Origin of the sequence: Microcystis aeruginosa NIES-2549 (genome assembly GCF_000981785.2) — a bacterium.
Taxonomy (GTDB): Bacteria; Cyanobacteriota; Cyanobacteriia; order Cyanobacteriales; family Microcystaceae; genus Microcystis; species Microcystis aeruginosa_C.
Genome location: NZ_CP011304.1, coordinates 3423830 through 3448079 on the forward strand (window position 1 = coordinate 3423830; position 24250 = coordinate 3448079).

The 24250-nt window shown below is 45.5% G+C and carries 24 protein-coding genes and 1 tRNA gene; 17 read left to right on the top strand and 8 right to left on the bottom strand.

Annotation, left to right across the window (positions count from 1 at the left end; all coding sequences use genetic code 11):
- Positions 1-341 precede the first annotated feature (341 nt).
- The 6 genes from myaer_RS16880 to myaer_RS16905 all read right to left on the bottom strand — a co-directional run bounded on the left by myaer_RS16880 (position 342) and on the right by myaer_RS16905 (position 5278).
- The gene (locus myaer_RS16880) at positions 342-1004 is read right to left on the bottom strand and encodes a carbon dioxide concentrating mechanism protein (RefSeq protein WP_046662936.1); all 663 of its coding nucleotides are present in this window, start codon (positions 1002-1004) and stop codon (positions 342-344) included.
- Positions 1005-1135: 131 nt separating this feature from the next.
- Positions 1136-3094, bottom strand: coding sequence for a ribulose bisphosphate carboxylase small subunit (locus myaer_RS16885; RefSeq protein WP_046662937.1), 1959 nt, complete (start codon positions 3092-3094; stop codon positions 1136-1138).
- Between the two features lie 70 nt (positions 3095-3164).
- Positions 3165-3476 (bottom strand): EutN/CcmL family microcompartment protein, encoded by a 312-nt coding sequence (locus tag myaer_RS16890; RefSeq protein WP_002734360.1) that lies wholly within the window; start codon positions 3474-3476, stop codon positions 3165-3167.
- Between the two features lie 32 nt (positions 3477-3508).
- Positions 3509-3850, bottom strand: a complete 342-nt coding sequence (locus myaer_RS16895; RefSeq protein ID WP_002733426.1) for a carbon dioxide-concentrating mechanism protein CcmK — start codon at positions 3848-3850, stop codon at positions 3509-3511.
- Between the two features lie 66 nt (positions 3851-3916).
- Positions 3917-4228, bottom strand: coding sequence for a carbon dioxide-concentrating mechanism protein CcmK (locus tag myaer_RS16900; protein WP_002734613.1), 312 nt, complete (start codon positions 4226-4228; stop codon positions 3917-3919).
- Between the two features lie 765 nt (positions 4229-4993).
- Positions 4994-5278, bottom strand: a complete 285-nt coding sequence (locus myaer_RS16905) for a Nif11-like leader peptide family natural product precursor (RefSeq protein ID WP_002741693.1) — start codon at positions 5276-5278, stop codon at positions 4994-4996.
- A gap of 385 nt (positions 5279-5663) precedes the next feature.
- On the opposite strand from myaer_RS16905, the gene miaB reads away from it, so the two are divergent.
- Positions 5664-7004, top strand: coding sequence for a tRNA (N6-isopentenyl adenosine(37)-C2)-methylthiotransferase MiaB (gene miaB, locus myaer_RS16915; RefSeq protein WP_046662938.1), 1341 nt, complete (start codon positions 5664-5666; stop codon positions 7002-7004).
- Positions 7005-7068: 64 nt separating this feature from the next.
- A complete protein-coding gene (locus tag myaer_RS16920; RefSeq protein ID WP_046662939.1) occupies positions 7069-7455 on the top strand; it encodes a DUF2358 domain-containing protein in 387 nt (128 codons plus the stop codon).
- A 9-nt stretch (positions 7456-7464) separates the two neighbouring features.
- Here the strand turns inward: myaer_RS16920 and myaer_RS16925 are convergent, their stop codons facing one another.
- The gene (locus myaer_RS16925) at positions 7465-8877 is read right to left on the bottom strand and encodes a DUF697 domain-containing protein (RefSeq protein WP_046662940.1); all 1413 of its coding nucleotides are present in this window, start codon (positions 8875-8877) and stop codon (positions 7465-7467) included.
- A gap of 176 nt (positions 8878-9053) precedes the next feature.
- On the opposite strand from myaer_RS16925, the gene rpmG reads away from it, so the two are divergent.
- The 8 genes from rpmG to glgA all read left to right on the top strand — a co-directional run bounded on the left by rpmG (position 9054) and on the right by glgA (position 16893).
- Positions 9054-9248: a 50S ribosomal protein L33 gene (gene rpmG, locus myaer_RS16930; RefSeq protein ID WP_002734724.1), complete on the top strand. Its 195-nt coding sequence runs from the start codon at positions 9054-9056 to the stop codon at positions 9246-9248.
- Positions 9249-9288: 40 nt separating this feature from the next.
- Positions 9289-9504, top strand: coding sequence for a 30S ribosomal protein S18 (rpsR, locus tag myaer_RS16935; RefSeq protein WP_002770735.1), 216 nt, complete (start codon positions 9289-9291; stop codon positions 9502-9504).
- Positions 9505-10002: 498 nt separating this feature from the next.
- A complete protein-coding gene (locus tag myaer_RS16940; RefSeq protein WP_046662941.1) occupies positions 10003-12231 on the top strand; it encodes a GAF domain-containing protein in 2229 nt (742 codons plus the stop codon).
- Between the two features lie 76 nt (positions 12232-12307).
- Positions 12308-12380: transfer RNA gene (locus myaer_RS16945), tRNA-Phe, on the top strand.
- Positions 12381-12811: 431 nt separating this feature from the next.
- Positions 12812-13555: a HEAT repeat domain-containing protein gene (locus myaer_RS16950; protein ID WP_046662942.1), complete on the top strand. Its 744-nt coding sequence runs from the start codon at positions 12812-12814 to the stop codon at positions 13553-13555.
- Positions 13539-14156: a flavin prenyltransferase UbiX gene (locus myaer_RS16955; protein ID WP_008202451.1), complete on the top strand. Its 618-nt coding sequence runs from the start codon at positions 13539-13541 to the stop codon at positions 14154-14156. Before myaer_RS16950 ends, myaer_RS16955 begins: the two co-directional genes overlap by 17 nt.
- Positions 14157-14573: 417 nt before the next feature.
- Entirely contained in the window at positions 14574-15236 is a 663-nt protein-coding gene (locus myaer_RS16960; RefSeq protein ID WP_046662943.1) for a hypothetical protein, read from the top strand.
- A 229-nt stretch (positions 15237-15465) separates the two neighbouring features.
- A complete protein-coding gene (gene glgA / locus myaer_RS16965) occupies positions 15466-16893 on the top strand; it encodes a glycogen synthase GlgA (RefSeq protein WP_002800735.1) in 1428 nt (475 codons plus the stop codon).
- Positions 16894-16942: 49 nt separating this feature from the next.
- On the opposite strand, the gene myaer_RS16970 is transcribed toward glgA, so the two are convergent.
- Positions 16943-17563 (bottom strand): vWA domain-containing protein, encoded by a 621-nt coding sequence (locus myaer_RS16970; protein ID WP_046662944.1) that lies wholly within the window; start codon positions 17561-17563, stop codon positions 16943-16945.
- Between the two features lie 194 nt (positions 17564-17757).
- On the opposite strand from myaer_RS16970, the gene myaer_RS16975 reads away from it, so the two are divergent.
- From myaer_RS16975 to urtE, 7 genes are all read left to right on the top strand, one after another.
- Positions 17758-18090, top strand: a complete 333-nt coding sequence (locus tag myaer_RS16975; protein WP_002782757.1) for a TMEM165/GDT1 family protein — start codon at positions 17758-17760, stop codon at positions 18088-18090.
- 79 nt (positions 18091-18169) lie between these two features.
- Positions 18170-18445, top strand: coding sequence for a TMEM165/GDT1 family protein (locus tag myaer_RS16980; protein ID WP_046662945.1), 276 nt, complete (start codon positions 18170-18172; stop codon positions 18443-18445).
- Positions 18446-18867: 422 nt separating this feature from the next.
- Complete coding sequence (gene urtA, locus myaer_RS16985) at positions 18868-20184, top strand: urea ABC transporter substrate-binding protein (protein ID WP_046662946.1); 1317 nt, start codon at positions 18868-18870, stop codon at positions 20182-20184.
- A 94-nt stretch (positions 20185-20278) separates the two neighbouring features.
- Positions 20279-21439, top strand: a complete 1161-nt coding sequence (locus myaer_RS16990) for an ABC transporter permease subunit (protein WP_046662947.1) — start codon at positions 20279-20281, stop codon at positions 21437-21439.
- Between the two features lie 3 nt (positions 21440-21442).
- Positions 21443-22597 carry an urea ABC transporter permease subunit UrtC gene (gene urtC, locus myaer_RS16995; RefSeq protein WP_046662948.1) on the top strand — a complete coding sequence of 385 codons (1155 nt, stop codon included), beginning with the start codon at positions 21443-21445 and terminating at the stop codon, positions 22595-22597.
- Between the two features lie 163 nt (positions 22598-22760).
- Positions 22761-23507, top strand: coding sequence for an urea ABC transporter ATP-binding protein UrtD (gene urtD / locus myaer_RS17000; RefSeq protein WP_002777291.1), 747 nt, complete (start codon positions 22761-22763; stop codon positions 23505-23507).
- Between the two features lie 38 nt (positions 23508-23545).
- The gene (gene urtE / locus myaer_RS17005; RefSeq protein WP_046662949.1) at positions 23546-24244 is read left to right on the top strand and encodes an urea ABC transporter ATP-binding subunit UrtE; all 699 of its coding nucleotides are present in this window, start codon (positions 23546-23548) and stop codon (positions 24242-24244) included.
- The last annotated feature ends 6 nt before the right edge of the window (positions 24245-24250 follow it).

A 24250-nucleotide genomic window follows, 5' to 3' on the forward strand; every position in this document is an offset into this window, starting at 1 on the left:
TTTTTTTTTCTCGGGGGGATTAGTTTCTTTAATCTGTCGTCATCTAACTTTGACAATCTCTACAAAAACACAAAAAAATCAACAAAAATTTACCTGATTGACACGCAGAAACTTCTGCTCATCAGGCTTTGAGCGATTAAAACTACCCTTTAATTGAGGAAGATTATCAATAATTACAACCTCAAAAAATGTCGGCAATCGCTAAATATTAACAGGATTTCTAAGCAATTATACTTAGTACCTAGAGGACAGTTAGACAGCCGTGAACTCTAGATAAATTAGGTGTAATTACTTAGTAATTATTGTTGAGATTTTTGGCTTGTGAACGATTATTTTCCCCTTCAAGAATTATGGTTATTGTTGCCATTAAAACGATGACGTTCTGGAAATAGCGTGACCAATAACTGATTGATATAGACCTTTCCGACCACCGATGCTTGATTCGGTCGGTTAGTAGTAGATGCTGGTTCTCTGGTTTCCGCGGGACTGGCCTCGGCCACCGTTTCCTCGGCATCCCAAGGACTGGCCACGGTTTCGGCGACCACTTCCTCCATGGACGGGACTGGGGACACTTGACTGACTACGGGTTGCGGTTCCGGTAAAGGGGGTCTTTCCGGTTCCGATGGGGTCGCTGACACCTCGATGGTAATTTGACGGGAAGTATCTCCGATCAGGGAGCCAGACGGTACGAGCGACATCGCAGCCACAGAAGCATTAAAAATCGTTGTGGTTGACCCGATACAGGCATTTTCACCGATTTCACCCTGACCGACTATTAGAACCCCTGTACCTAAAATTGCTCCTGCACCGATAGTAATCACACCCTGATAGGCGGTTAAAATTGTTCCCATACCCAGGCAAGCACCCGCACCGATAATTATTTGGCTATTGGGGGCTGCTCGGAGAATCACCCCCGGAGCCACGATCGCACTCTCATGAATGGTGACATCACCATTGACATAGAATTCCGAGCGGCTAATAGGTTGAACGGGGGGTAAGGACATAATTGACAGTTACTCAGTGATCAGTGATCAGTGAGCGGGGGTTAGGGGGTAGGGGTTAGAGTTTCGGGTATTTTTCCCGATCCGCCAACACCTAACACCTATCTCCCTTCACCGATCGCCGAGTCCTGAAATTAAGGGCGTTGAATAATCGATTCGAGAACACGGCGTTTCGCTTGGGAGTCAATCCCGATCAGACGAACGTATTCCCCTTGATGGTCGCGCAGACAGGTTTCTAAAGCGGCCACCACATCGGATTCGCGACTGCTCTCGATCGGGGTGCAGCTTTGCCAAGAACTGGTTTTAAAACGACGTTTATCCGCGTGTTCGGCCCCGATTTTGTGACCTTGGTTCAACAAAGAACGAATTTGAGTGATCGTTTCCGCCGTTAAGGTACTGGTTAAAGTGGCAGTACCACCGCCGGAGGAACCGGAAGCAGAGCTTTTGAAACTCGGTTCAGCAACGGTGGCGGTTTTACTGTTGCCATTACTACTCACCGAACCATCGGGACGCTGGATCACCGTTTCTAAAACCCGTTTTTTGGCCTTAGCATCGATACCGAGTAAGCGGACGTATTCGCCGCTATGTTCGCGTAAACAATCTTCCAAAGCAGTAATTACATCGGATTCGCGATTGCTTTCGATCGGGGCGCAACTCTGCCAAGAACTGGTTTTAAACCGGCGTTTATCCGCGTGTTCGGTGCCGATTTTGTAGCCTTGGGCGAGCAGGGAACGAATTTGAGCGATCGTTTCCCCACTTAAGCTACCACTGCTGCTATGACTGGCTCCGTTACTAGCGGGGGCGCTGTAGCTGCTGGCTTTGCCGCTGCCGTTACTAGCGGGGGTGCCGCCGGGGCGGTGAATAATCATTTCGACGACCCGTTTTTTCGCTTGCGGGTCGATCCCGATCAGGCGAACGTACTCATCGCTATTTTCAGTCACGATCGCTTCAATATCGCGAATGATGCCCGCTTCGCTCTTGGTTTCGATCGCAGGTCCGGTTAACCAAGAACTGGTTTTAAACCGGCGTTTATCCGCGTGTTCGGTGGCAATTTTCAGTCCTTGGGCCAGCAGGGAACGCACTTGTACGGACAGGTCGGAATGGCCGTTACCGTTGCCATGACCGCCGTGGACGGCGGTGGTGGTGCGGGCCGGTTCTCCCGGGGTGTCTTCGGGGCGTTGGATAATCATTTCCAGTATGCGCCGTTTAGCGGCGGGATCGACTCCGATCAGGCGGACGTATTCGCCTTGCAGGTCTCTGAGGGAGGCTTCTAGGGATTGGGATACCTGTTCTTCGCGGCCGCCGTCGATAAAGCCGGCACTTAACCAAGAACTGGTTTTAAAGCGGCGTTTGTCAGCGTATTCGATGCCGATCTTGTAGCCTTGGGAGAGGAGGGAGCGAACCTGCGCTCGAATGTTTGTATTTAAACTCATAGGTGTCACCGAATTTCTATATAGCGTCTCATTAGCGATGTTTATAGCGGCTGCCGGTGGAGGAGTCGCTGGGCTGTGGGCTTTGACCGGGACGCTGGGGGCGAGGTCGATATCGACAATGTGACGAGTGAAGGCTCGATCGATTTCTGTGACATCGGGTAAGCGGTCGGCCTGTTGTTGGCTGGTGATCACGGAACCAGATGGCACGAATTTACCGGCGGGGATTTCCACGTCTTGAACGAGGGCGTGCATCATGACGATGCAATCGGCCCCGATGCGGGCATTAAAGACGGTGGAGCGAAAACCGATAAAACAGCGATCGCCCACATAGGCAGGCCCGTGAATGAGTGCCATGTGGGTGATGCAGCTGCCCCGGCCGATCCACACCGAATATTCTCGGCCGTCATCTCCCACCACACGGCTTTTTTCTAAACCGTGGATGATTGCTCCGTCCTGAATTTTGCTGTCGTCGCCAATGTGAAAGGGGGTTCCTTCATCGGCGCGGATGGAAGTCCCCGGAGCAATCACCACTCGCGCCCCGATCTCGATAGCACCACTGAGGTTAGAGAAGGTGTGGACTTTGGCACTCTCGTCTATGCGCGTTTCCTCTGGGGATTTGGTCCGCTTTTTCGGACTAGCCGCCGTTGTGCGGACGACCATAGTTAGTCTTCCTCCATACTGAATTTGGCTGGCTGGTTGTTAATTAACTGTGTTTGGGTCCTATCGATTTCTAACCGGATTGACGAAATTCGTCTCTCTTGCTGTAGAGGGTGCGATTTTCTACGGTTATAGTGTCAATAATCCCCACCACCATCGCGTCAAGGGGGCGATTGTTCTGACCGTCTTCGATACGGGCGGCTCCTCCCCGGGACACTAGCACCCATTCATTAAGCCCCGCTCCGACAATATCACCCGCTACTTCGTATTTAGGCAAAAGTTGCCCTTGCGCGTCGATGAATTGCAAAAGCAGAAGTTTCACTCCCGTCATACTGCGCGGTTTCAGGGTGCTAACGACGGTTCCGCAAACTTTGGCAATTTGCATGGAATTTGTTTACACTAAAAGTTAGTTGCGCTCTAGATTCGTCTTAAAGGTTGTGGGTTAACACTTTCACGAAACTGTTCCACGGCTTCTGTATAACGAATGGGAAGAACGTATTCGAGGTTTTCGTGGGGACGGGCGATGATGTGGGTCGAGAGGACTTGACCACCTTTAACACGATTAGATGCCGCTTCTGTCCCCGCCGATACGGAAGCCTGTACCTCCGAAACGTCTCCCCGGACGATGACGGTGACGCGACCACTACCAATTTTTTCGTAACCTACTAGGGTTACGCGGGCGGCTTTTACCATGGCATCAGCCGCCTCGACTACGGCCGGGAAACCCAAGGTTTCCACCATGCCCACTGCAATTGACATAATATTTTTGTCTCCTAATGGTTGGCTTTCTTCGACTCTATAGATGCTGACCCCGATCAACGGTGTTTAATAGCTGCGGAATTGCTCTACTTCTTCGGTGTAGCGAATGGGCAGCACATATTCGAGGTTTTCGTGGGGACGAGCGATGATATGGGTAGATAGCACTTGTCCTCCGTTAACCCGGTTGGCGTTTTCCACTCCAGCGGCTACAGAAGCTTGCACTTCTGAAACGTCTCCCCGGACAATGACTGTGACGCGACCACTACCGATCTTTTCGTAACCCACTAGAGTCACCCTGGCGGCCTTGACCATGGCATCGGCCGCTTCCACAACGGCGGGAAATCCTAGGGTTTCAATCATTCCTACTGCAATTGGCATTTTTTTGTTCCTCGCTTGTCAAGCCAAACTAAACTATTAATTTCGTTAGCGTTATCAACTTTGTTTCAGTCAAATTCTTTCCTTGTTACTTTTCCTGCTCTAGCTTTGGTGGCAGTCGGGATCGTGGCAAGGTGGGTAAGACCATCCTGAATTTTATCTCGATCGTGACCGTTTTCATCCACTAATTTTATTTTCTAGGGCTGGTTGGTAAAAATTTGACGAGTCAGGCAAAATTATCAACCTAAAAAAAGCATAGGAAACTATGACACCTTTGACAATATAAAACATTATGATTATTTCTCATCTTCAGGTTAACGAAAGTTAATCATTCCTTCCTTTCGCCCATCAGCCTCAGCAATTATCGGGAGATTTACATCGAAAACCCTTGCTAAGAGCGGATTTTCGCTTTAACTTCTCTCTTGGCGGCTTGCTTGTCTTTGCCAGATTTATTGGCAGATAAAAGCCTATTTTTCGCTGATTTAGGCTTTTTTATAATTTTTTTATACTATATACGGCTGGGTTTGGGAAGAGGGATGAGGGGAGTGGGAATTATAAATTATAAATTATGAATTATGAATTGGAAGCATCCCAATTTTGCCATAAGCAATTGTACTTAGATGCGAAATGCTTAGTGGGATGCTCCCTATGAATTGGGGAGAGGGGGAGCCTTTTTCAGTGTTGCCAAAGGCACGGCGTAGCCGTCCAGTAAACAGTGAAGTGAAAACTCACATCTGATCGCTGATCACTGGTAACTGATGACTGATTCTAGCGATCGATCTCGCCTTCGTAGGGTTGAACACCGATCGAGGGATAATTATCGTGGTTAGGGCTGAAAACTTCTAACACTGCATGAGCTAACTTTTGGAAAAAGTCGGGACTCTCGTGCAAGGATTTAAGTGCCGCTTCTAATTCAGGACGGGAGAAATCGAAGCCTTGGGAGCGAGCTATCTCTAGTAATTGCTGAGGATCTTGGGTTGAGCGCATTTTTTGACCCAATTCTTCGTTTTTAGCGGCTAAGGCGAAGAAGTCGAACACTTGATTTTTAGACATATAAATACTTTTCCTTTGATGATTAAAGGTGTGGCCTCGGCGGCGTGGAGGTTAAACTGCCTAGTTATGGTTTATTTTTATCCTACCAGTCAGGAGATATCCTCAAAGCAAAAGTTTCGTTTTTCTTTGCTTGTATAGCTGAGTATGCTTTTTCTGGGGTGTGGGGTGTAGGGTGTGGGGTGTGGGGTGTGGGGTGTAGGGTGTAGGGTGTGGGGTGTAGGGTGTGGGGTGTAGGGTGTAGGGTGTGGGGTGTGGGGTGTTTTCTCAGTGAACTGATAACTGATAACTGATAACTGAATCCTGCCGACCGCCGACCGCTTCTTTCAAGTCAGAGAATAAATAGCCTAAAATAGAAACCTGCACTCTTGTTTCTGTAGCCAGCATCATGAATAAATCCCCACGTCGTTACCATATCACCACCTTTGGTTGTCAGATGAATAAAGCTGACTCCGAACGCATGGCGGGTATTTTAGAAGATTTGGGGTTTCAATGGTCCGAGGATGCCAACGAAGCCGATTTAATCCTCTACAATACCTGTACGATTCGCGATAATGCCGAACAGAAGGTATATTCCTATCTCGGTAGACAGGCTAAACGCAAACAAACTCAACCCGATCTTACTCTAGTGGTCGCTGGCTGCGTGGCCCAACAGGAAGGGGAACAATTATTAAGACGGGTTCCCGAAGTGGATTTAATTATCGGTCCCCAACACGCCAACCGTTTGGGAGACTTATTACAACAAGTTTTTGACGGTTCCCAGGTGGTAGCCACCGAACCCATCCACATCATGGAAGATATCACCAAACCGCGCCGGGATAGTAATATTACCGCTTGGGTAAACGTCATCTATGGTTGTAATGAACGCTGTACCTATTGTGTGGTTCCGGGGGTGCGCGGGGTGGAACAATCTCGCACTCCTGCGGCAATTCGAGCAGAAATGGAACAATTAGGACAACAGGGGTATAAAGAAATCACCCTTTTAGGTCAAAATATCGATGCCTACGGACGGGATTTACCCGGAGTGACGGCAAGCGGCCGACATCTGCACAATTTCACCGATTTACTCTACTACATTCACGATGTGGCCGGCATTGAACGTCTCCGTTTTGCCACCAGTCACCCCCGCTATTTTACCGAACGTTTGATTAAAGCTTGTCAGGAATTACCTAAAGTTTGTGAACATTTTCATATCCCTTTTCAATCGGGGGATAATGATATCCTCAAGGCGATGAAACGGGGCTATACTCAGGAAAAATACCGACAAATTATTGCTAATATTCGCGATTTAATGCCGGATGCTGCCATTAGTGCCGATGCGATTGTCGGATTCCCCGGAGAAACAGAGGCACAGTTCGAAAATACTTTAAAATTAGTCGATGAGATCGGTTTTGATCAATTAAATACGGCGGCCTATTCTCCCCGTCCAGGCACTCCGGCCGCTATTTGGGATAATCAATTAAGTGAGCAGGTAAAAAGCGATCGCTTACAAAGATTAAATCATTTAGTGGCCACAAAAGCCGCCGAACGTTCCCAAAGATATTTAGGCAGAATTGAGGAAATTTTAGTGGAAGACGTTAACCCTAAAGATGCTAGTCAAGTTATGGGAAGAACTGGAGGTAATCGCTTAACTTTCTTTACGGGAAATATTGAGGAATTGCGCGGCAAATTTGTTAAGGTTAAAATTACCGAAGTCCGTCCTTTTAGTTTGACGGGAGTGATCTTTTAATAGTTCACAGTGACCCCTCAGCAGTGAAAAAAGGCAATAGCTATCGGGAATAATTGGGTATTTTATGGATATTATCGCTATTTTGCAGCAAGATTATCAAAGATTTCCCCTCGATCAAACCTATGATATTTATGCTGATGACGTTTATTTTCAAGACCCTCTCAATCAATTTCGGGGGATTAAACGCTATCAGGAAATGATTGGTTTTATGGGTCAATGGTTCCAAGCTATCAAGATGGATGTCCACGCAATTGAACAGCAGGGAAATATTATTAATACCCGTTGGACATTGCACTGGACAACTCCTTTACCTTGGCGGCCTCGTATCGCTATTTCTGGACGCAGCCAATTAACTCTCGATGACAATAATCTGATTATTTCTCATATTGATTATTGGGATTGTTCGCGCTGGGATGTGCTGCGTCAGCATTTACCTTTTCCCAGTTCTTAACTAGATTTTTTAACCAGAAAATGCCGACCAACGAGCGCTCGTTTGCTTGACAAAATCCTGTAAAAATGCTAGGCGCTGATTTTGTTCCCAGACCTGTTTAACTTTATTCTGCAAACTCGTCCAATTCCAATCATTATTCAGTTGCTCGTTAATTTCCTGTTCTTGGAAATATTCAATTAAACTTAAACCTGCTAAACGAGTTAGATAGGCTGCCCCGATTCCCTGCACTGTACCACCGGCAATATAAGTAATCGCATTTCCCTTGAGAATCGTTCCTAATGCCTGGGTTGTTACCTCTACCATGCCCAATTGTACCATCATTTTCCCTAGGGTAGTCATGGCTGTTTTTGCTTGTTCAAGGGACATTTTTTGTTGATAAATTGCCCCTAAATCCACTAACATTTGAGCGTTAGTAGCTGCCGCTAAAACTAAATCTAGGGCCGCTAGGGGATTAGCAAAAGTGGCAGTAGCGGCTATCCATTGGTATTGTTCGATAACAGGTAAAGCCTTTTTGCGTCGGGATTGATTGAGTAATTGTTTGGTTTCCTTGGCTAATTCGAGCGCTTGTCTCCAGATAGTTCCCAGAACTAATTGTTGCTTTTCTTGTTCGATAATTTTTCGGAGATGATTATCTAAAGGAGCGATGACCACGGTTTGAGGTTCCGTCCATTCCTTGATTTCTCCATTGCTTTGATGTTGACGAACTTTTAGGGGTTCAGGGGCAGCGGCTATGGCTAAAATATGATGAGCAGGAATAGTTTCTTTTAGTCTTTGTTTCAGGGAAAGGAGTATTTCTTCTCTGGTTTCGGCGGGTAAACGATCCTGTTTATTCAGTAACAGAATAACACGCTGGTGCATTCGATCGAATTGCTGGAGGATTTGCCATTCGGAATCGGTTAAATCCCCATTGATCAGATACAAAACTAAGTCGGATGCTAGGGACTTTTGCTGGTTAGCGGTGGAGTCGAGAGTTAGAAGCGGTTCCGTTTCCAGAAAAGCGATAGATTCCCCAAAGTTGCCGCTTTCTAGTAGTTTTTTTAAGGCAGTTTTACCAGTTTTTCTAGCACCAGTAATGGCGATTTTCAGGTCTTGGCGACTAAATTCTTGGTTTAATTGGGTTAAAGTGGTTTTGAGGGGGGTTAAGTCTTGATCGGGGTCTTCTTTGGCCAGATAATTAATTATCTTCTCGGCCTTGCTAATCGCTTGTTTAACCTTTTCTAGACTCAGGGGAGTGGGGGGGGAAAAATCGATTTTCGCGTTGGGTTTTTGCCAAAACCAGATACCGGCACCAAGAGCAATCGCACCTAAAATACCCCAGGAACCGACTTCGCTCAGTGTACTATTGAGAGTTTCCCCCAGGGTGAAAGCGATGGTAATGCCTATCCCCGTCACTAAAATCGGTTTACCCAATCTTACCGTCATTTTCCTCATCCTCGCCAACTGCTGTGATTATTCTAGCTTTTTTGTGCTGGATTTCATCCCAAACTCAACTTTTTAGCCGACAATTCCCCTGGTTCGTCCCGGCCGCTCTTGCCTAAAAAGCCCCAGATATGTCATAATGATCGATTGCGTGTAAATTTACCCGATCCCCTGTTGTTATGGCTAGTAAAAAAGGCGTTCGCCTGATCATCACTGTAGAATGCACGGAATGCCGCAGTAATCCCGATAAGCGTACCCCCGGCGTTTCTCGCTACACCACCAGCAAAAACCGTCGCAATACCACCGGCAGACTGGAAATCAAGAAATACTGTCCCCACTGCAATAAGCACACCGTCCACAAGGAAATTAAGTAAACACACTTTAGTTAAAAAGTCAAGCAATCTTTACAAATCTATGAGCTACTATCGTAAACGTCTTTCTCCCATCTCCCCCAGTCAACCGATTGACTACAAAGACACCGAACTCCTCCGCAAATTCATCACCGAACGCGGCAAAATTTTGCCTAGACGTATCACCGGTTTAACTTCTAAACAACAGCGAGATTTAACTGAAGCGGTGAAACGGGCCCGTTTAATGGCTTTATTGCCTTTTGTCAACCAAGAAGCCTAAATTCAGTGATCAGTAATCAGTAATCAGTGAACAGTGATCACTGAAAATAATTGGCTAATTAAAACAGTTATCCTAATGGTGGGGTAGGAGGTTCTCCTTTTGGAGAGCCGGTCGTCGATACCAAGTTAGGTTATGCTTCATCTTGATGAGAAACGCTGTAATTAAACTCTGATAAGTAATAGAACAAAATTAACTTCTTGGTGAGGATAGGCACTCATGCACTTATGGAAGAGGTAGTTAGATATGTTTAATTAATTGTATCTAGCTGCTTAACTTAAAACTTAAAACTTAAAACTTAAACCTGATAACTGATAACTGATAACTGATCTCAGTATCTTGGGGTTGCTTTCTCGTTTTTGCAAAGAAATATATCGGAATCGGCAGCGGATAGGAAAAATTGTGCGAGGATCTTAAGAAATAATTAAATCGCTCTAGGAGTAGCCGACGATTTTGTGATTATCGATCCACATCCACCAATTAGCACAAGGGGAGGCTCTTATGGAAAAGCAGCCATCAGCAATCGATACCGAGTTGGATGCACAGCTAAAAGAGGAGGATTCCGAGCAGTTTCTGCGTAGTATATTTAATTCCGTGCAAGCGTCGATTTTTGTGGTGGACGTGCTGGAAAATAGAGATTTTCGCTATGTGGGTGCAAACCCCGTTCATGAATGCTGGACAGGATTGCGCTCATCAGATATTAAAGGCAAAACTCCCGAACAAATCCTTCCCCCCGATGATGCGCGTAGTGTGCGGCAACACTACAGTGATTGTGTACGTTACGGAACGACTATTTCCTACGAACAGTATTTACCTTTTCAAAATATACCCTACTGGTGGCTAACGACTTTAACACCCCTACGGGATGACAATGGGTGCATCTATCGTTTAGTGGGAACCAGTACCAATATCACCGAACGCAAACAGGCGGAAGAAGCTTTAAGATTACAAGCAGAACGGGAACAACTATTGGGGGTAATGCAGGAAAGAATCCGGCAATCGTTGGATCTTGATCGCATTTTGCAAAGAACTGTTAAAGAGGTAAGACAATTTCTTAACTGCGATCGAGTGTTAATTTATCGTTTATTCCCCGATCATAGTGGCATGATTGTGGTGGAATCCCATGCTGCGAGGATTAATTCTGTCTTAGGAAACAGGATCCAGGATCCCTGTTTTAATTTATCCTCAGAACGTCTGGAAAATTATCGTCGCGGGAGAATTCAAGTTATTGAAAATGTTCATAATTCGGGACTTGATCCCTGTTATCGCAGCTTACTCACCTCTTTGCAAGTACAGGCTAACTTGGTGGTGCCAATTATCTGCGATAACCAACTCTGGGGGTTACTAATTGCCCAAAACTGCCAAAAAACTCGCTCTTGGCAATCCCAAGAAATCGATCTGCTCAAACAATTAGCCATTCAAGTGGGAATTGCCATTCAACAAGCGGAACTACACCAACGGGTAAAATGCTTGAATACTGCTCTAGAATCGGAGGTTCAGCAAAGAACCGCCGAATTGCAGATGACTTTGAAGTATGAAGCATTAATCGGACGGATTACCGAAAAAATTCGCGATAGTCTCGATGAAAATCATATTCTGCAAACTACCACCAGGGAATTAGTGCAGGTTTTACCCGTAGAAAGGGCCCAGATTGAGCTTTATGATCCCAGTCGCAGCAAAGCTACTATTGTCCACGAATATACCACTCAAGAGCTTATCTGTCAGGGAATTACCCGTCAAATTAGCGATTTTCCCGAAATCTATCAACCGCTGCTGCACAAACAAATTTTACAGTTTGTTGATCGTCTTCCTCTTGGCAATCCGCAAATTGGTCGTGTTAACCGTTGTGCTTGTGCTATCTTTGACGATCAGGGTTTTTTGGGCAATCTTTGGCTAATTCGACCAGCTAATCATATTTTTAACTCCTTAGAAACTAATTTGATTCAACATATTGCCACCGAATGTGCGATCGCTATTCGACAAGCGCGACTTTACGAATCTTCCCAAGCACAAGTGAGGGAATTAGAAAAACTGGAAAGATTAAAAAGCGAATTCCTGAAAACCCTTTCCCATGAACTGCGAACCCCGATTACCAGCATTCGTCTAGCGGTGGAAACCCTAGAAAGTCTCCTAGAATATCGAGGGATCGAGATCGATCCAGAGGATTCGATCGGTCAACTGTTGCAAATTCTTAACATTGAATCTCAACGTCAGAGCAAGTTAGTTAATGATCTGTTGACTTTAACCTATCTGGATGCGGAAAGCGAACCCCCAGCGATCGAAGCGATCGACTTACTTTCTTGGCTACCCTTATTAGTGGAACCTTTTCGTCATCTCACCCGCGAGCGACAACAGCAGTTAATTTTAGATATAGATGGGGATATACCGGAGATTAACACCAGTCTGTGTCATATCGAGCGCATCATAGCGGAATTACTGACCAATGCGTCTAAATATACCCCAGAGCAGGGAATAATTAGGGTAAATGTCTGGCGTGCGGACGAGCAAATATTAATTAGTGTGAGCAATTCAGGAGTAGAAATCGCTCCAGAGGAATTATCAAGAATATTCGCCCCTTTTTATCGCATTCCTAACCAAGATCCCTGGCGCTACAGTGGCACCGGTTTAGGTTTAGCTTTGGTCTGCAAACTGATTAAACCCCTGAATGCTACCATCGATGTCACCAGTGCCAATGCTGTCACCACTTTTACCCTCACCTTGCCAATCTAGTCGAGCGGAAAACTTTTTAGAAAAAAACCTTGCAATTATTTCGAGGGCGTGCTATATTAAGAAAGGACTGAAAAAAGCCGAGATAGCTCAGTTGGTAGAGCAGAGGACTGAAAATCCTCGTGTCCGCGGTTCAAATCCGCGTCTTGGCATCGGAAAAACACGAAAATTTGCCCTGTATTTACTTTCTGGTCTGCTAGGTTTTGTAAATGCAGCTGACTGTCTTAGGTTTGGTAGGTAAAATGTATTCTAAGATACAGTCTTGCAGGCGAACGACTGGAACGAACCACTCCAGACACAAAGATTGATCGCTACTATATCAGTTAAACTTATCACACAAAGAATAAGAGAGCCTGCAGCCTTTCTCGTCAAGATGAAGTGTAACCTAATTTGGTAAGCTAAAAGCTTTGATGTACTTAGTTTCTGACCTTGTTTTTAGGTGGGAGAATTGCCAGATTCTTTCTTTTGCCTGTTGCCTGTTGCCTCTTGCCTATCTTCACTAGGAAATTAATTTTGCACGACTACTTACTTTTTGATTTTGGGCTTGACGTAAGCGGTCACGGATTAAGATAATCTAACAAGTATGTACGACAATGAAATCCTAGACTCTAGCAACTCCTCAAATAATCCTCTCGATGGGAGCGATCCGGATCAAGCAGCGGAAATCCCCCCCGATCCCGAGGAAATGCTTTCATTGCTTACTTCTGCTCATGTGAGCGAGAGGATGATCGCGGCCCGCGCCTTTTGTGAATTGCGTGACGAAAGAGCGATCGCCCCGTTACTGGAGATGTTAAACGATGTCTGTCCCCTAGTGCGTGTTAGTGTCGCCTATGCTTTGGGACGAAATCCCAGTCTTAGCGCCGTGGAGCCTTTAATCGATTTACTGGCCAGGGATTGGAATGGTTACGTCAGAAAAGGGGTAGTTTGGGCCCTGGGTAACTGTGGCGATCACAGAGCGATCGAGCCTTTGGTTCATGCTCTTAAAACTGATATTTCGGCGGTGCGATTATGGGCTGCCAGTAGTTTGGCCCAGATTGCCAAGGTCAATTATGAAGATATCATCACCGTGTTGCCGCCTTTAATTGAAGGATTGCGCCGAGATTTAATCGCAGCCGTGCGGAGTAATTGCGCTTGGTCGATCGGTCAATTATGCCGAGAATTGCCCTTCAATGTGATTTATGCCACGGCGATCGATGCTTTGATCGAGGCCTTGGTGGAAGATGAGGATTTAGGTGTCAAGGAAGATGCGAGAGGTGCTTTATTAAAAGTGGGCGACCCGAGAGGATTACAATTGATCGAGGAATTAGAGCTTGAAGGAATTATCTAAACCGCTAATTTTGGGCGTTACAGGGGCATCAGGGCTGATTTATGCTGTCCGTACTCTCAAATATCTACTTTTAGCCGACTACACGATCGATCTAGTGGCTTCCAAATCAGCTTACACTGTCTGGCAAGCGGAAGATCAGACGCGGATGCCTCCAGAACCGGAACTGCAAGAACAATTTTGGCGCAGCCAATGCGGGGTGATGGAAGGGGGAAAATTACGCTGTCATCGTTGGGGCGATGTGGGGGCAACGATCGCCAGTGGTTCCTATCGCACCCTTGGTATGGTAATTATTCCCTGTAGCATGAGTACAGTGGCTAAATTAGCGGGGGGGTTAAGTTCCGATTTGCTAGAAAGAGCGGCCGATGTGCAGATTAAGGAGGGCAGAAAATTGGTTTTAGTGCCGCGAGAAACCCCTTTTAGTTTAATTCATCTGCGTAATTTAACCACTTTAGCCGAGGCGGGCGTTAGAATTGTGCCAGCAATACCGGCATGGTATCACCATCCTCAATCGATCGAGGATTTGGTCGATTTTGTCATCGCTCGTACTCTCGATCAGTTAGATATCGATTGTGTGGCCATTAATCGCTGGCAAGGACATTAACAGTTATCAGTTATCAGTTATCAGTTATCAGTGGGTAAGTTATCAGTTGATAGTGGACAGTGGTTAGTGGTTAGTGGGAAAGCATCTCATTTATGCAAGTGAGTAATTATACTTATCCATAAAACTGGTTTCTAGCAAGACTTTCAAAATAGCTTGACATAAAAACCTGATTGAGATGCTCCCGTGGTTAGTTAGTGGTTAGGGACCTGCGCTTTGATAATGTACCTTTTGGGCGAACGCAGTTCGCCCCTACATTGTGGACAAAATCCGTTACTGTAGGGGCGCAAAGCTTGCGCCCTCCGATCGATTGGGATATTATTCCCACGCAAGTCCCTTAGTGATTGATCACTGATCACTGTTTACTGATAACTGTTTACTGGTCACTGTTTACTGATCACTGAATCAAGGGAGGTAAAAATGGGCTGGATTATGGTCTTATTTGCGATCGCTGTGGGCGGATTACTGATCTGGCAGAATCTGGGGGCGATCACTTTGGTCTTTTTTGGCGGTATTATGACGGTAAAACTGCCCCTAGCGGTCTGGGTGTTACTTTTTACCCTAGCGGGAATTATCAGTGGTTTAACCCTGCAATTTCTCTATAGTTTTGGTCGTCCTGTGGCTGCCCCAAAAGCCTCCCCTCGTATAGCGAATAATCCTACAGTCCCACCCCCATCTCCCCGACCTACCTATATTCAAGATACTGCTGCTTCTGCACCCCTTCGACGTAGCTCAGGGCAAGCGAGTAACGATTGGGAAAGAGATAGCGGTGATGATTGGAATTTTGATACACCCCCCCTTCGACGTAGCTCAGGGCAAGCCGAAAAACCGACCACCATTCAGGATCGGGAAGAATTCTCGCCTAGGGTAGGCGATGGGGAAAGAGTTGATTTTGTCAAGCCTCCTAGTGACAGTTCTCAAACTGGCTCGGTTTATTCCTATAGTTACCGCACAGCCAAACAGACTCGCGGGGAAAAGGCCGATCAAGTGTACGATGTCAATTATCGGATTATTACACCCCCCGCCCAAGATCAAAACGAAGATCGGGAGGTAAACAAAGGGGATGAAGAGGAGTGGATTTAACTTTGACAGAGACAGAACCAGTGCTGATCAGCTAAAAATTGCTAAAAAGACGGTAAAAAAAGGCTAAAAAACTCAATAATGTCCAAAAAAGCTAATTATAGCCCTCGTTGGCTCTCTGGTTCGTTAAAGAAAAATCTAGGCTAATCCGATAATAACCTACTTGCAAATCCTGCTAGGGGGGTTTTATCTGTTAAAATTTCTTGTCATCGTGAAGTGAAGCGGGAAGAGTATGCGAATTCTATTTGTGGGTGCCGAGGCCGCTCCAATTGCCAAAGTTGGGGGAATGGGGGACGTAATTGGGGCATTACCGAAAGTCTTGCGTCAGCTAGGTCATGATGTGCGGATTTTTCTACCCTACTACGGTTTTCTTGCGGAAAAAATGGACATCCCTTCCGAACCCATTTGGTCAGGATTCGCCATGTTTCAGGATTTTTCAGTCTATGAAACGGTTTTACCCGATACGGATATTCCCCTCTACCTCTTTGGTCATCTAGCTTTCTCTGGACGTAGTATCTACGGAGGCGAAGATGAGGCCTGGAGATTTACCCTTTTTGCCAATGGTGCAGCGGAATTCGCCTGGAATTACTGGAAACCGCAAGTTATTCACTGTCATGATTGGCATACGGGCATGATTCCCGTCTGGATGCACCAAGACCCCGATATTAGCACGGTTTTTACTATCCATAATCTCGCCTACCAGGGGCCTTGGCGGGAGGCATTAGAAAAAATGACTTGGTGTCCTTGGTATATGCAGGGCGATAATACCATGGCTGCGGCGGTTCAATTTGCCAATCGCGTCACGACTGTCTCTCCCACCTATGCCCGTCAAATACAAACCCCCATTTATGGCGAAAATTTAGAAGGATTATTGTCCTATATTTCTGGCAATCTGGTGGGGATTGTCAACGGCATCGATACGGAGGTGTATAACCCGGCTAAAGATGTTTATCTTAAGCAGAATTTTACCCCAGAAACCATCGAAAAACGTCTGGCCAATAAAATTGCCCTGCAAGAAGAAGTGGGGCTACAGGTCAGCAGAAATGCCTTTGTCATGGGCATGGTGACGCGTTTGGTGGAACAAAAAGGTATTGATCTAGTGATGCAAATTTTAGATCGCTTTCTCACCTATACCGATGCTCAATTGATTATTTTGGGTACAGGCGATCGCTATTATGAAACCCAACTATGGGAGATGACTTCCCGTTTCCGGGGGCGAATGTCCCTGCATCTTCTCTATAGTGATGCCCTTTCCCGTCGCATCTATGGGGGGGCCGATGCTTTGTTAATGCCTTCCCGTTTTGAACCCTGCGGCATCTCCCAATTAATGGCCATGCGTTATGGTTGCATTCCCATGGTACGCCGCACTGGTGGTTTAGTCGATACGGTATCTTTCCACGACCCAATTCAGGAAAGAGGAACAGGATTTAGTTTCGATCGCTATGAACCTTTAGACCTGTTTACCTGTATGATCCGGACTTGGGAAAGTTTCCGTTATAAACAGGATTGGCAAAAACTACAGCAACGGGCCATGACTCAAGATTTTAGTTGGTATAAATCCGCTTTGGAATATCTCAAAATCTACAAACAAATCACTGGACAATCCGATCAATTATCCGATGAGGAAAAAGATAAATTTGTCGCCCTGACTAGCAGTTAAATCCTCGTTGAGTAGGGGTGAAGATATATCACCCCTACTCCGGTAGAAATTAATCGGTAATGGCGTTGAGAAGAACTTCCGCTAGGGTCATATCTTCCATATCATCGATAGTAATTGTGTCAACGATATCGAATTTGGCCCCCGCCGATTCTAGTTGATCGTCTAAAGCTTTGAGAAATTCGGTCGCTTGTCGATCATGGCCCACTTGAATCAGAGAAATGGCTAATTCTTGATCGCTATCGAGTTTTCGAGAAGCTTCGATAATTTGACGCATCACCGCTTTGCGATCATCTGGTTCTCCGTCGGTAATCACCAGAATAGTTTCTCCGTTGGGTTTAGTTTTGCCAGCAGTTTTGCGCTGAAAATAATTATTGAGGGCATCTTGGAGAACAGCGGCTAGGTCTGTCCTTCCCATGGGTTCATTTTCTTGATAAATTTGTGTCACCTTATCGGAAGTAACATTATCATAGCGTCGGAAACGTCCAGAGAAAAGATAGATAGTGATGCCGTCGGGATCGATTTCCTCGCACTTTCTAGCCAAGGCGAGGGTGGATTCTTGGGCAATTTGCCAACGGGTTTTCTCACTGGGTTTATCAGCAGTGGACATACTGCCACTTTTGTCAATAATCAGAGTATAATCTCTGTCCTGTACAACACTTTCACTGGCCATAGGGGCTATACCTCCAAGCAATTTGCGCTCGTCCTAGTCTAATAATTATTAAACTCTAGGATGGAAACTCTACCTCGATCGACTAGGGTTTTTTAACTATTGGGGAAGGAGACAGCGTAATCAACAGCAGAAACTATCGCCAGAAAACCGGTCGGGCTAAAATGAAAAAAGTATGAAAATTATTTCCTTAGCCGATGACTGATAGCAAATCGATCGCCTCAACCGAAAAAAAGCCAGATCAGCCACCTTCTTGGAGTTTTTGGACGGTGTTTAGTTCCACCTTCCTAACCATATTTTTTGCTGAAATCGGCGATAAAACCCAATTAGCCACCCTTCTGATCAGTGCCGAATCCCAATCCCCCTGGGTGGTTTTTGCCGGGGCAGCCAGCGCTTTAATCGCTACCAGTCTCCTCGGTGTCCTGATTGGTTATTGGATTGCGCGTCGTCTTTCCCCGAAAACTTTAGATATCGGTGTCGCTATTCTTCTCCTTTTGATCACTGGTTTACTCATCGGCGATATTCTCTAATCAATCAGTGATCAGTGTGACTGTTTACTGTTTACTGTTCACTGTTCACTGGAAAAAGCTTCCCATCTCCCTAGAATTTATGAATTGGCAATTATTCGGACTGACATTTATCACGGTTTTTTTGGCAGAAATCGGCGATAAAAGTCAATTAGTAGCGATCGCTCTCGGTGGCAGTTCCAAATCACCTAAAGCTGTCTTTTTTGGCTCAATTACCGCCTTAATCTGCACCAGTTTCTTAGGAGTCCTTGCGGGCGGCAGTATAGCGCAATTATTCCCCGCTAAGATATTAAAAGCGATAGCGGCCATTGGTTTTGCGCTGCTTGCTGTCCGGCTGCTTTGGCCAGATTCGGATTGATAATTGGGTTTGCGGCAAAAAGCTTTTCGGTGGGGGCAGGGTGTGGGGTGTGGGGTGTGGGGTGTGGGGTGTGGGGTGTGGGGTGTAGGGTGTGGGGTGTAGGGTGTGGGGTGTGGGGTGTCGGAAGAATAAATAGAAATAATCTCCTATCTCCTGCCTCCTGTCTCCCGACTCCTGCCTCCTGTCTCCCGACTCCTGATAGCTAAAAAACTGAGGCAAATTCCAGAAAAAATAATTAATTTTTTGGAAAAAAGTAGCAAAAATTACAAAAAATATCCAAAAAGTAGCGAAAATCACAAAAAATCTGCTAACCTAGCCGTAATATCACACAGATATTTGTAGAAAGATTCCCGAAAATCTCCTCAGCAAAAACGTCCGTGTGAAGTAGCTAATATTGTCAGCGAGGTTAGTTCAAGATCATCATGTCAAATTTAGGACGACGTAAATTTCTCCTGTACGGTTCTGCCGCTTTGGGAACCAGTATTCTGTTAAAAGCTTGCGGTGGCAATCAAAGCCAAACCCCCACGGCTAGTCCTAGCCCGGCTGCTAGTCCCGCCCCAGCTTCTGGAGAGACAATTAAGGTGGGTATTCTGCACTCCCTCAGTGGCACCATGGCCATCAGTGAAACCAGCGTAGTTGATGCGGAAAAACTGGCGATCGAGGAAATCAATGCCGCCGGTGGTGTTCTTGGTAAACAGATCGAGGCAGTGGTGGAAGATGGCGCTTCCGATTGGCCAACTTTTGCCGAAAAAGCCACCAAACTGATCGATCAGGACAAAGTTGCGACTGTCTTCGGTTGTTGGACTTCCGCCAGTCGTAAGGCGGTTTTACCCGTGTTTGAAGCCAAAAACCATATGCTCTGGTATCCTGTCCAGTACGAGGGTCAAGAGTGTTCTAGAAATATCTTCTACACCGGTGCTGCCCCCAACCAACAGATCGAGCCAGCAGTGACTTGGTTGCTGGAAAATAAAGGGAAAAAATTCTTCCTCGTCGGTTCCGACTACGTTTTTCCCCGCACTGCCAACACGATTATTAAAGAGCAGTTAAAGGCGAAAGGTGGCGAAACCGTGGGCGAAGACTACCTACCCCTAGGTAACACGGAAGTTACCCCGATTATCACCAAAATTAAGCAAGCTTTACCCGATGGTGGCGTTATTTTCAACACCCTCAACGGTGACAGTAACGTGGCTTTCTTTAAACAACTGCAAGCGGCCGGTTTAACTCCCGATAAATATCCGGTCATGTCGGTGAGTGTTGCCGAGGAAGAAGTTAAACAAATCGGTAAGGAATATCTCCTCGGTCAATACGCCTCTTGGAACTATTTCCAAACCGTAGATACCCCCGCTAACAAGAAATTTGTTGAGGCTTTTCGAGCTAAATTCGGTCAGGAGCGCGTCACTAACGACCCCATGGAGGCGGCCTACATCATGGTCTATCTCTGGAAGCAAGCGGTGGAACAAGCGGGAACCGCCGATGATCTTGACAAAGTTCGCGCCGCCGCCGTGGGACAAAAATTCGATGCTCCCGAAGGACCGGTGCAAATGTTCCCTAATCATCATATCTCCAAAACCGTCCGCATTGGTCAGGTGAGAGATGATGGTCTATTTGACATCGTTTGGTCAACTCCGGGGGTAGTGGATCCGCAACCTTGGAACCAATTTGTCCCCGAAACTAAGGGCTTTGCCTGTGACTGGACGGATCCGGCCAAGGGCGGTAAATTCAAAATGGAAAAATCCTAGTTTTAGGAATTTTTCCGGACAGTAACGAGAGTGAGGTGGGCATTACTGTTCACCCCACTTTTTAAAGCTTAAAAATGCACAGGAATAACGAAAAGTGTCAGCATTATTGGAAGGATTATTTAATGGTATTAGTATCGGTTCTGTGCTATTGCTGGCCGCTTTAGGACTAGCGATTGTCTTTGGACTGATGGGGGTGATTAATCTCGCTCACGGTGAGTTAATGATGTTAGGGGCCTACAGTACTTTTGTGGTGCAGAATATCTTTAAAGGTTTCGGTTCTCCCCTCTTTGATACTTATGTTTTATTCGCCCTACCGATCGCTTTTTTAGTGTCGGGATTGGCGGGATTATTATTAGAAAGGGGGGTGATTAGGTTCCTCTACGGCAGACCCCTAGAAACGCTGCTGGCCACTTGGGGAGTTAGCTTAATTCTGCAGCAATTTGTCAGAAGTGTCAACGGGTTATTAGTAATTAGTTTGATAGTTTTCTGTCTGTTATTTTTTGGGGCGATGACCCTGTTAAGTCGTCGCTTAGATTGGGAAAGAATTCGCAATTTAGCTATCGGTGTCACCCTCCCTTTATCCCTAGCTATCGCTGGATTATTAGGCTATCTTTTATCTTTTAATCCGGTTCTCGCTAAACCCTGGTTTAGTGCCAGAAACGTCGATGTCACGGCTCCTGCTTGGTTACGCGGAGGTTTACCTTTACCCGGGTTTCAAATGCCCTACACCCGTCTATTTATTATCATTTTAACTGCCATTTGTTTGTTAGGAACCTATTGGTTTTTAAATAAATCTTCTTGGGGTTTACGCATTCGTGCCGTCACCCAAAATCGCCAGATGAGTGCCTGTTTAGGCATTCCGACAAATCAAGTGGATGCTTTGACTTTTGCCCTCGGTTCGGGATTAGCTGGAGTTGCCGGTTGTGCGATTAGTTTTTTGGGTTCCGTCGGTCCAAATGTGGGACAAAATTATATCGTTGATACCTTCATGGTAGTGGTGGTGGGGGGAGTGGGTAATCTCCTAGGAACTATTATCGCAGCTATGGCCATCGGTGTGGCTAATTATTTAATTGGTTCGGGAACTTTTGCCCTGATTTTTGGTTCCGTAGAAGCACTAAAACCCCTAACGGATTTCTTCACCTTTTTCTCCACCACTAGCATGGCAAAAGTGATGATTTTTGCTTTAATTATTGCTTTCTTGCAATTCAAACCTGCGGGAATTTTTCCTCCTAAAGGACGTACTGCCGAGTTATAGATTATGATTACCGAAACCATCACTAGAAACGAATCCCGACAACGGGAAAAGAAAAAGTTAATCACGGAAGTCGCTGTTATTGTTGGTTTAGTGGTCATCTTTGCGCTGTTACTGCCCTTAACTTTGTCGGCTTTCCGTTTGCGTTTATTGGGGCGATTTCTTTCCCTGGCTATTGTCGCCTTGGGGATAGATTTAATCTGGGGTTATACTGGTTTATTAAGTCTCGGTCATGGGATCTTTTTCGCCCTAGGTGGTTACGCTTTGGCCATGTACCTAAATCTTCAGTTACCCCCCGGACAACTGCCCGAATTTTTTACTCTCTACGGGGTGACAGAATTACCTTTTGTTTGGCAACCTTTTTATTCCTTACCTTTGACAATTCTAGCCCTAATTATTGTACCAGCGATCATGGCGGGATTATTGGGTTATTTAATCTTCCGCAATCGCATTAAAGGGGTTTATTTCTCGATTTTGACTCAAGCGGCTTTACTGGTATTTTTTAACTTTTTTAACGGTCAACAAAAGTTAATTAACGGCACTAATGGCTTAAAAACCGATACCCAAACAATTTTCGGGTTGCTGGTGGGTTCCGATGCCGTTCAAGTGGCCTTTTATTTACTCACAATTGTCTGTTTACTGGCTATTTATCTCCTCTGTCGTTGGTTAACTACGGGCAGATTTGGGCGCTTGTTAGTCGCCATTCGCGATGATGAGGTGCGTGTCCGTTTTTCCGGTTATGATCCTACTTGGTTTAAGGTGTTAGTTTTTGCAATTTCTGGGGCGATTGCCGGTGTTGCCGGCGCTCTTTATACGGTGCAAACGGGAATTATCACCCCTAACTCTATGGATGTGGCTTTTTCCATTGAAATGGTGATTTGGGTGGCTGTGGGGGGACGTGCTACTCTTGTGGGGGCAGTTGTCGGTACTTTATTAGTACGCATGGCCCAAACTTTTTTAAGCGAACAATTTCCGGAAGTCTGGGTATTTTTCCAAGGGGCCCTATTCCTAATTGTGGTGACAGTGCTTCCCGATGGTCTTCTCGGTGGAATTAAACGTTTGCTGACTCATTTTGGTTTCCGCAAAACTTTAATTACCTATCCTAGTATTGAGGAAGCTCCGGAAGTGCAACTGGAAAAAGAAGAATTAGAGCATAAGTGACCTTATTCTGTTAGTATTCTCCGAGTCAGGAGTGGGTCGTCAGGAGTGGGTCGTCAGGAGTCAGGAGATTATTTTTATTTATTCTTCCCACACCCTACACCCTACACCCTGCTCCCCAATTCATAATTCATAATTCATAATTACCAATTCCCTCTTAGAAATTATGACTGGAAAAATCTTAGAAATCGAGAATCTTACCGTTAGTTTTGGGGGTTTTAAAGCTCTCAATAATCTTAATTTCAGTATGGATACGGGAGAATTGCGGGTGATTATCGGTCCCAATGGTGCGGGAAAAACCACTTTTTTAGATGTGATTACGGGGAAAGTGCAACCCACCATCGGACGGGTATTATTTAAAGGTCGAGATCTCCGCAAAATTCCCGAATTTGCGATCGCTCGTTTAGGTATTGGTCGCAAATTCCAAACTCCCAGGGTATATTTAAATCTAACTGTCCGAGAAAATCTCGATTTAGTTAGTAACCGTAATAAAAATGTTTTCTCGACTCTTTTCGGTCGTCCTCCCCTAGAAGATAGCAGAAAAGTTATTGGTTTATTGGAAACTATCGGGTTAACTGCTAAAGCTGATTTACCCGCTTCTTTACTGTCCCACGGGGAAAAACAACGCTTAGAAATTGGTCAATTAGTGGCCCAGTCACCAGATTTACTGCTAGTAGATGAACCCGTGGCAGGATTAACTGATGAGGAAACGGAAAACGTGGGTAATTTGTTGTTAAATCTAGCGGAAAGTCATTCAATTATTGTCATTGAACACGATATGGAATTTGTCCGGCAAATTGCCCGCAAAGTCACGGTTTTACACCAAGGAACTGTTCTATGTGAGGGGAATATGGAGCAAATTCAAAATGATCCGAAAGTTATTGAAGTTTATCTAGGTTCCTCGGAAGAATAAAAAGTCAAACGATTAAAATTAGTTAAAAAGGGTTGACAATGTTACACATATCTGATCTCAATGTTTACTACGGAGAAAGTCATATTTTAAGAGATGTTGATCTTAACATTAATGCGGGAGAAATGGTCTGTTTAATCGGACGTAATGGCGTGGGTAAAACTACCCTATTAAAAACCTTGATGGGTATCTTAAAACCGCGAGCGGGAGCAATTAATTATGAGCAACAAAACCTGATTAATAAAACCTCAGATCAAAGAGCCAGATTAGGACTGGGTTATGTGCCGCAGGGGAGGGATATTATTCCCCGTTTAACGGTAAAAGAGAATTTAATTCTCGGTTTGGAAGCTTTACCCACAAGGAGAAAAAATGCCACAATTCCCGAAGAAATCTTCGATTTATTTCCCGTTTTAAAACCCATGTTATCGCGGATGGGAGGAGATTTAAGCGGTGGACAACAACAGCAATTAGCCATCGCTCGCGCCTTAGTGGGGGAACCAAAATTATTAATTTTAGATGAACCCACGGAAGGAATTCAACCGTCAATTATTCTCGAAATTGAAGCGGCGGTGCGGCGTATTGTTGCCAGCAAAGGAATCGCCGTTTTATTAGTAGAACAACACCTGCATTTTGTCCGCCAAGCTGATCGATATTATGCCATGCAGAAAGGGGGAATTGTTGCTTCCGGTTTCACGAGCGAATTAAGTCAAGAAGTCATTCAGCGATTTTTGGCGGTTTAAACTTAA

Coding starts and splice junctions, on each gene's coding strand:
- myaer_RS16880 (WP_046662936.1), bottom strand. CDS start 1,004: ATGTCCTTACCCCCCGTTCAACCTATTAGCCGCTCGGAATTCTATGTC.
- myaer_RS16885 (WP_046662937.1), bottom strand. CDS start 3,094: ATGGTCGTCCGCACAACGGCGGCTAGTCCGAAAAAGCGGACCAAATCC.
- myaer_RS16890 (WP_002734360.1), bottom strand. CDS start 3,476: ATGCAAATTGCCAAAGTTTGCGGAACCGTCGTTAGCACCCTGAAACCG.
- myaer_RS16895 (WP_002733426.1), bottom strand. CDS start 3,850: ATGTCAATTGCAGTGGGCATGGTGGAAACCTTGGGTTTCCCGGCCGTA.
- myaer_RS16900 (WP_002734613.1), bottom strand. CDS start 4,228: ATGCCAATTGCAGTAGGAATGATTGAAACCCTAGGATTTCCCGCCGTT.
- myaer_RS16905 (WP_002741693.1), bottom strand. CDS start 5,278: ATGTCTAAAAATCAAGTGTTCGACTTCTTCGCCTTAGCCGCTAAAAAC.
- miaB (WP_046662938.1), top strand. CDS start 5,664: ATGAATAAATCCCCACGTCGTTACCATATCACCACCTTTGGTTGTCAG.
- myaer_RS16920 (WP_046662939.1), top strand. CDS start 7,069: ATGGATATTATCGCTATTTTGCAGCAAGATTATCAAAGATTTCCCCTC.
- myaer_RS16925 (WP_046662940.1), bottom strand. CDS start 8,877: ATGACGGTAAGATTGGGTAAACCGATTTTAGTGACGGGGATAGGCATT.
- rpmG (WP_002734724.1), top strand. CDS start 9,054: ATGGCTAGTAAAAAAGGCGTTCGCCTGATCATCACTGTAGAATGCACG.
- rpsR (WP_002770735.1), top strand. CDS start 9,289: ATGAGCTACTATCGTAAACGTCTTTCTCCCATCTCCCCCAGTCAACCG.
- myaer_RS16940 (WP_046662941.1), top strand. CDS start 10,003: ATGGAAAAGCAGCCATCAGCAATCGATACCGAGTTGGATGCACAGCTA.
- myaer_RS16950 (WP_046662942.1), top strand. CDS start 12,812: ATGTACGACAATGAAATCCTAGACTCTAGCAACTCCTCAAATAATCCT.
- myaer_RS16960 (WP_046662943.1), top strand. CDS start 14,574: ATGGGCTGGATTATGGTCTTATTTGCGATCGCTGTGGGCGGATTACTG.
- glgA (WP_002800735.1), top strand. CDS start 15,466: ATGCGAATTCTATTTGTGGGTGCCGAGGCCGCTCCAATTGCCAAAGTT.
- myaer_RS16970 (WP_046662944.1), bottom strand. CDS start 17,563: ATGGCCAGTGAAAGTGTTGTACAGGACAGAGATTATACTCTGATTATT.
- myaer_RS16975 (WP_002782757.1), top strand. CDS start 17,758: ATGACTGATAGCAAATCGATCGCCTCAACCGAAAAAAAGCCAGATCAG.
- myaer_RS16980 (WP_046662945.1), top strand. CDS start 18,170: ATGAATTGGCAATTATTCGGACTGACATTTATCACGGTTTTTTTGGCA.
- urtA (WP_046662946.1), top strand. CDS start 18,868: ATGTCAAATTTAGGACGACGTAAATTTCTCCTGTACGGTTCTGCCGCT.
- urtC (WP_046662948.1), top strand. CDS start 21,443: ATGATTACCGAAACCATCACTAGAAACGAATCCCGACAACGGGAAAAG.
- urtD (WP_002777291.1), top strand. CDS start 22,761: ATGACTGGAAAAATCTTAGAAATCGAGAATCTTACCGTTAGTTTTGGG.
- urtE (WP_046662949.1), top strand. CDS start 23,546: ATGTTACACATATCTGATCTCAATGTTTACTACGGAGAAAGTCATATT.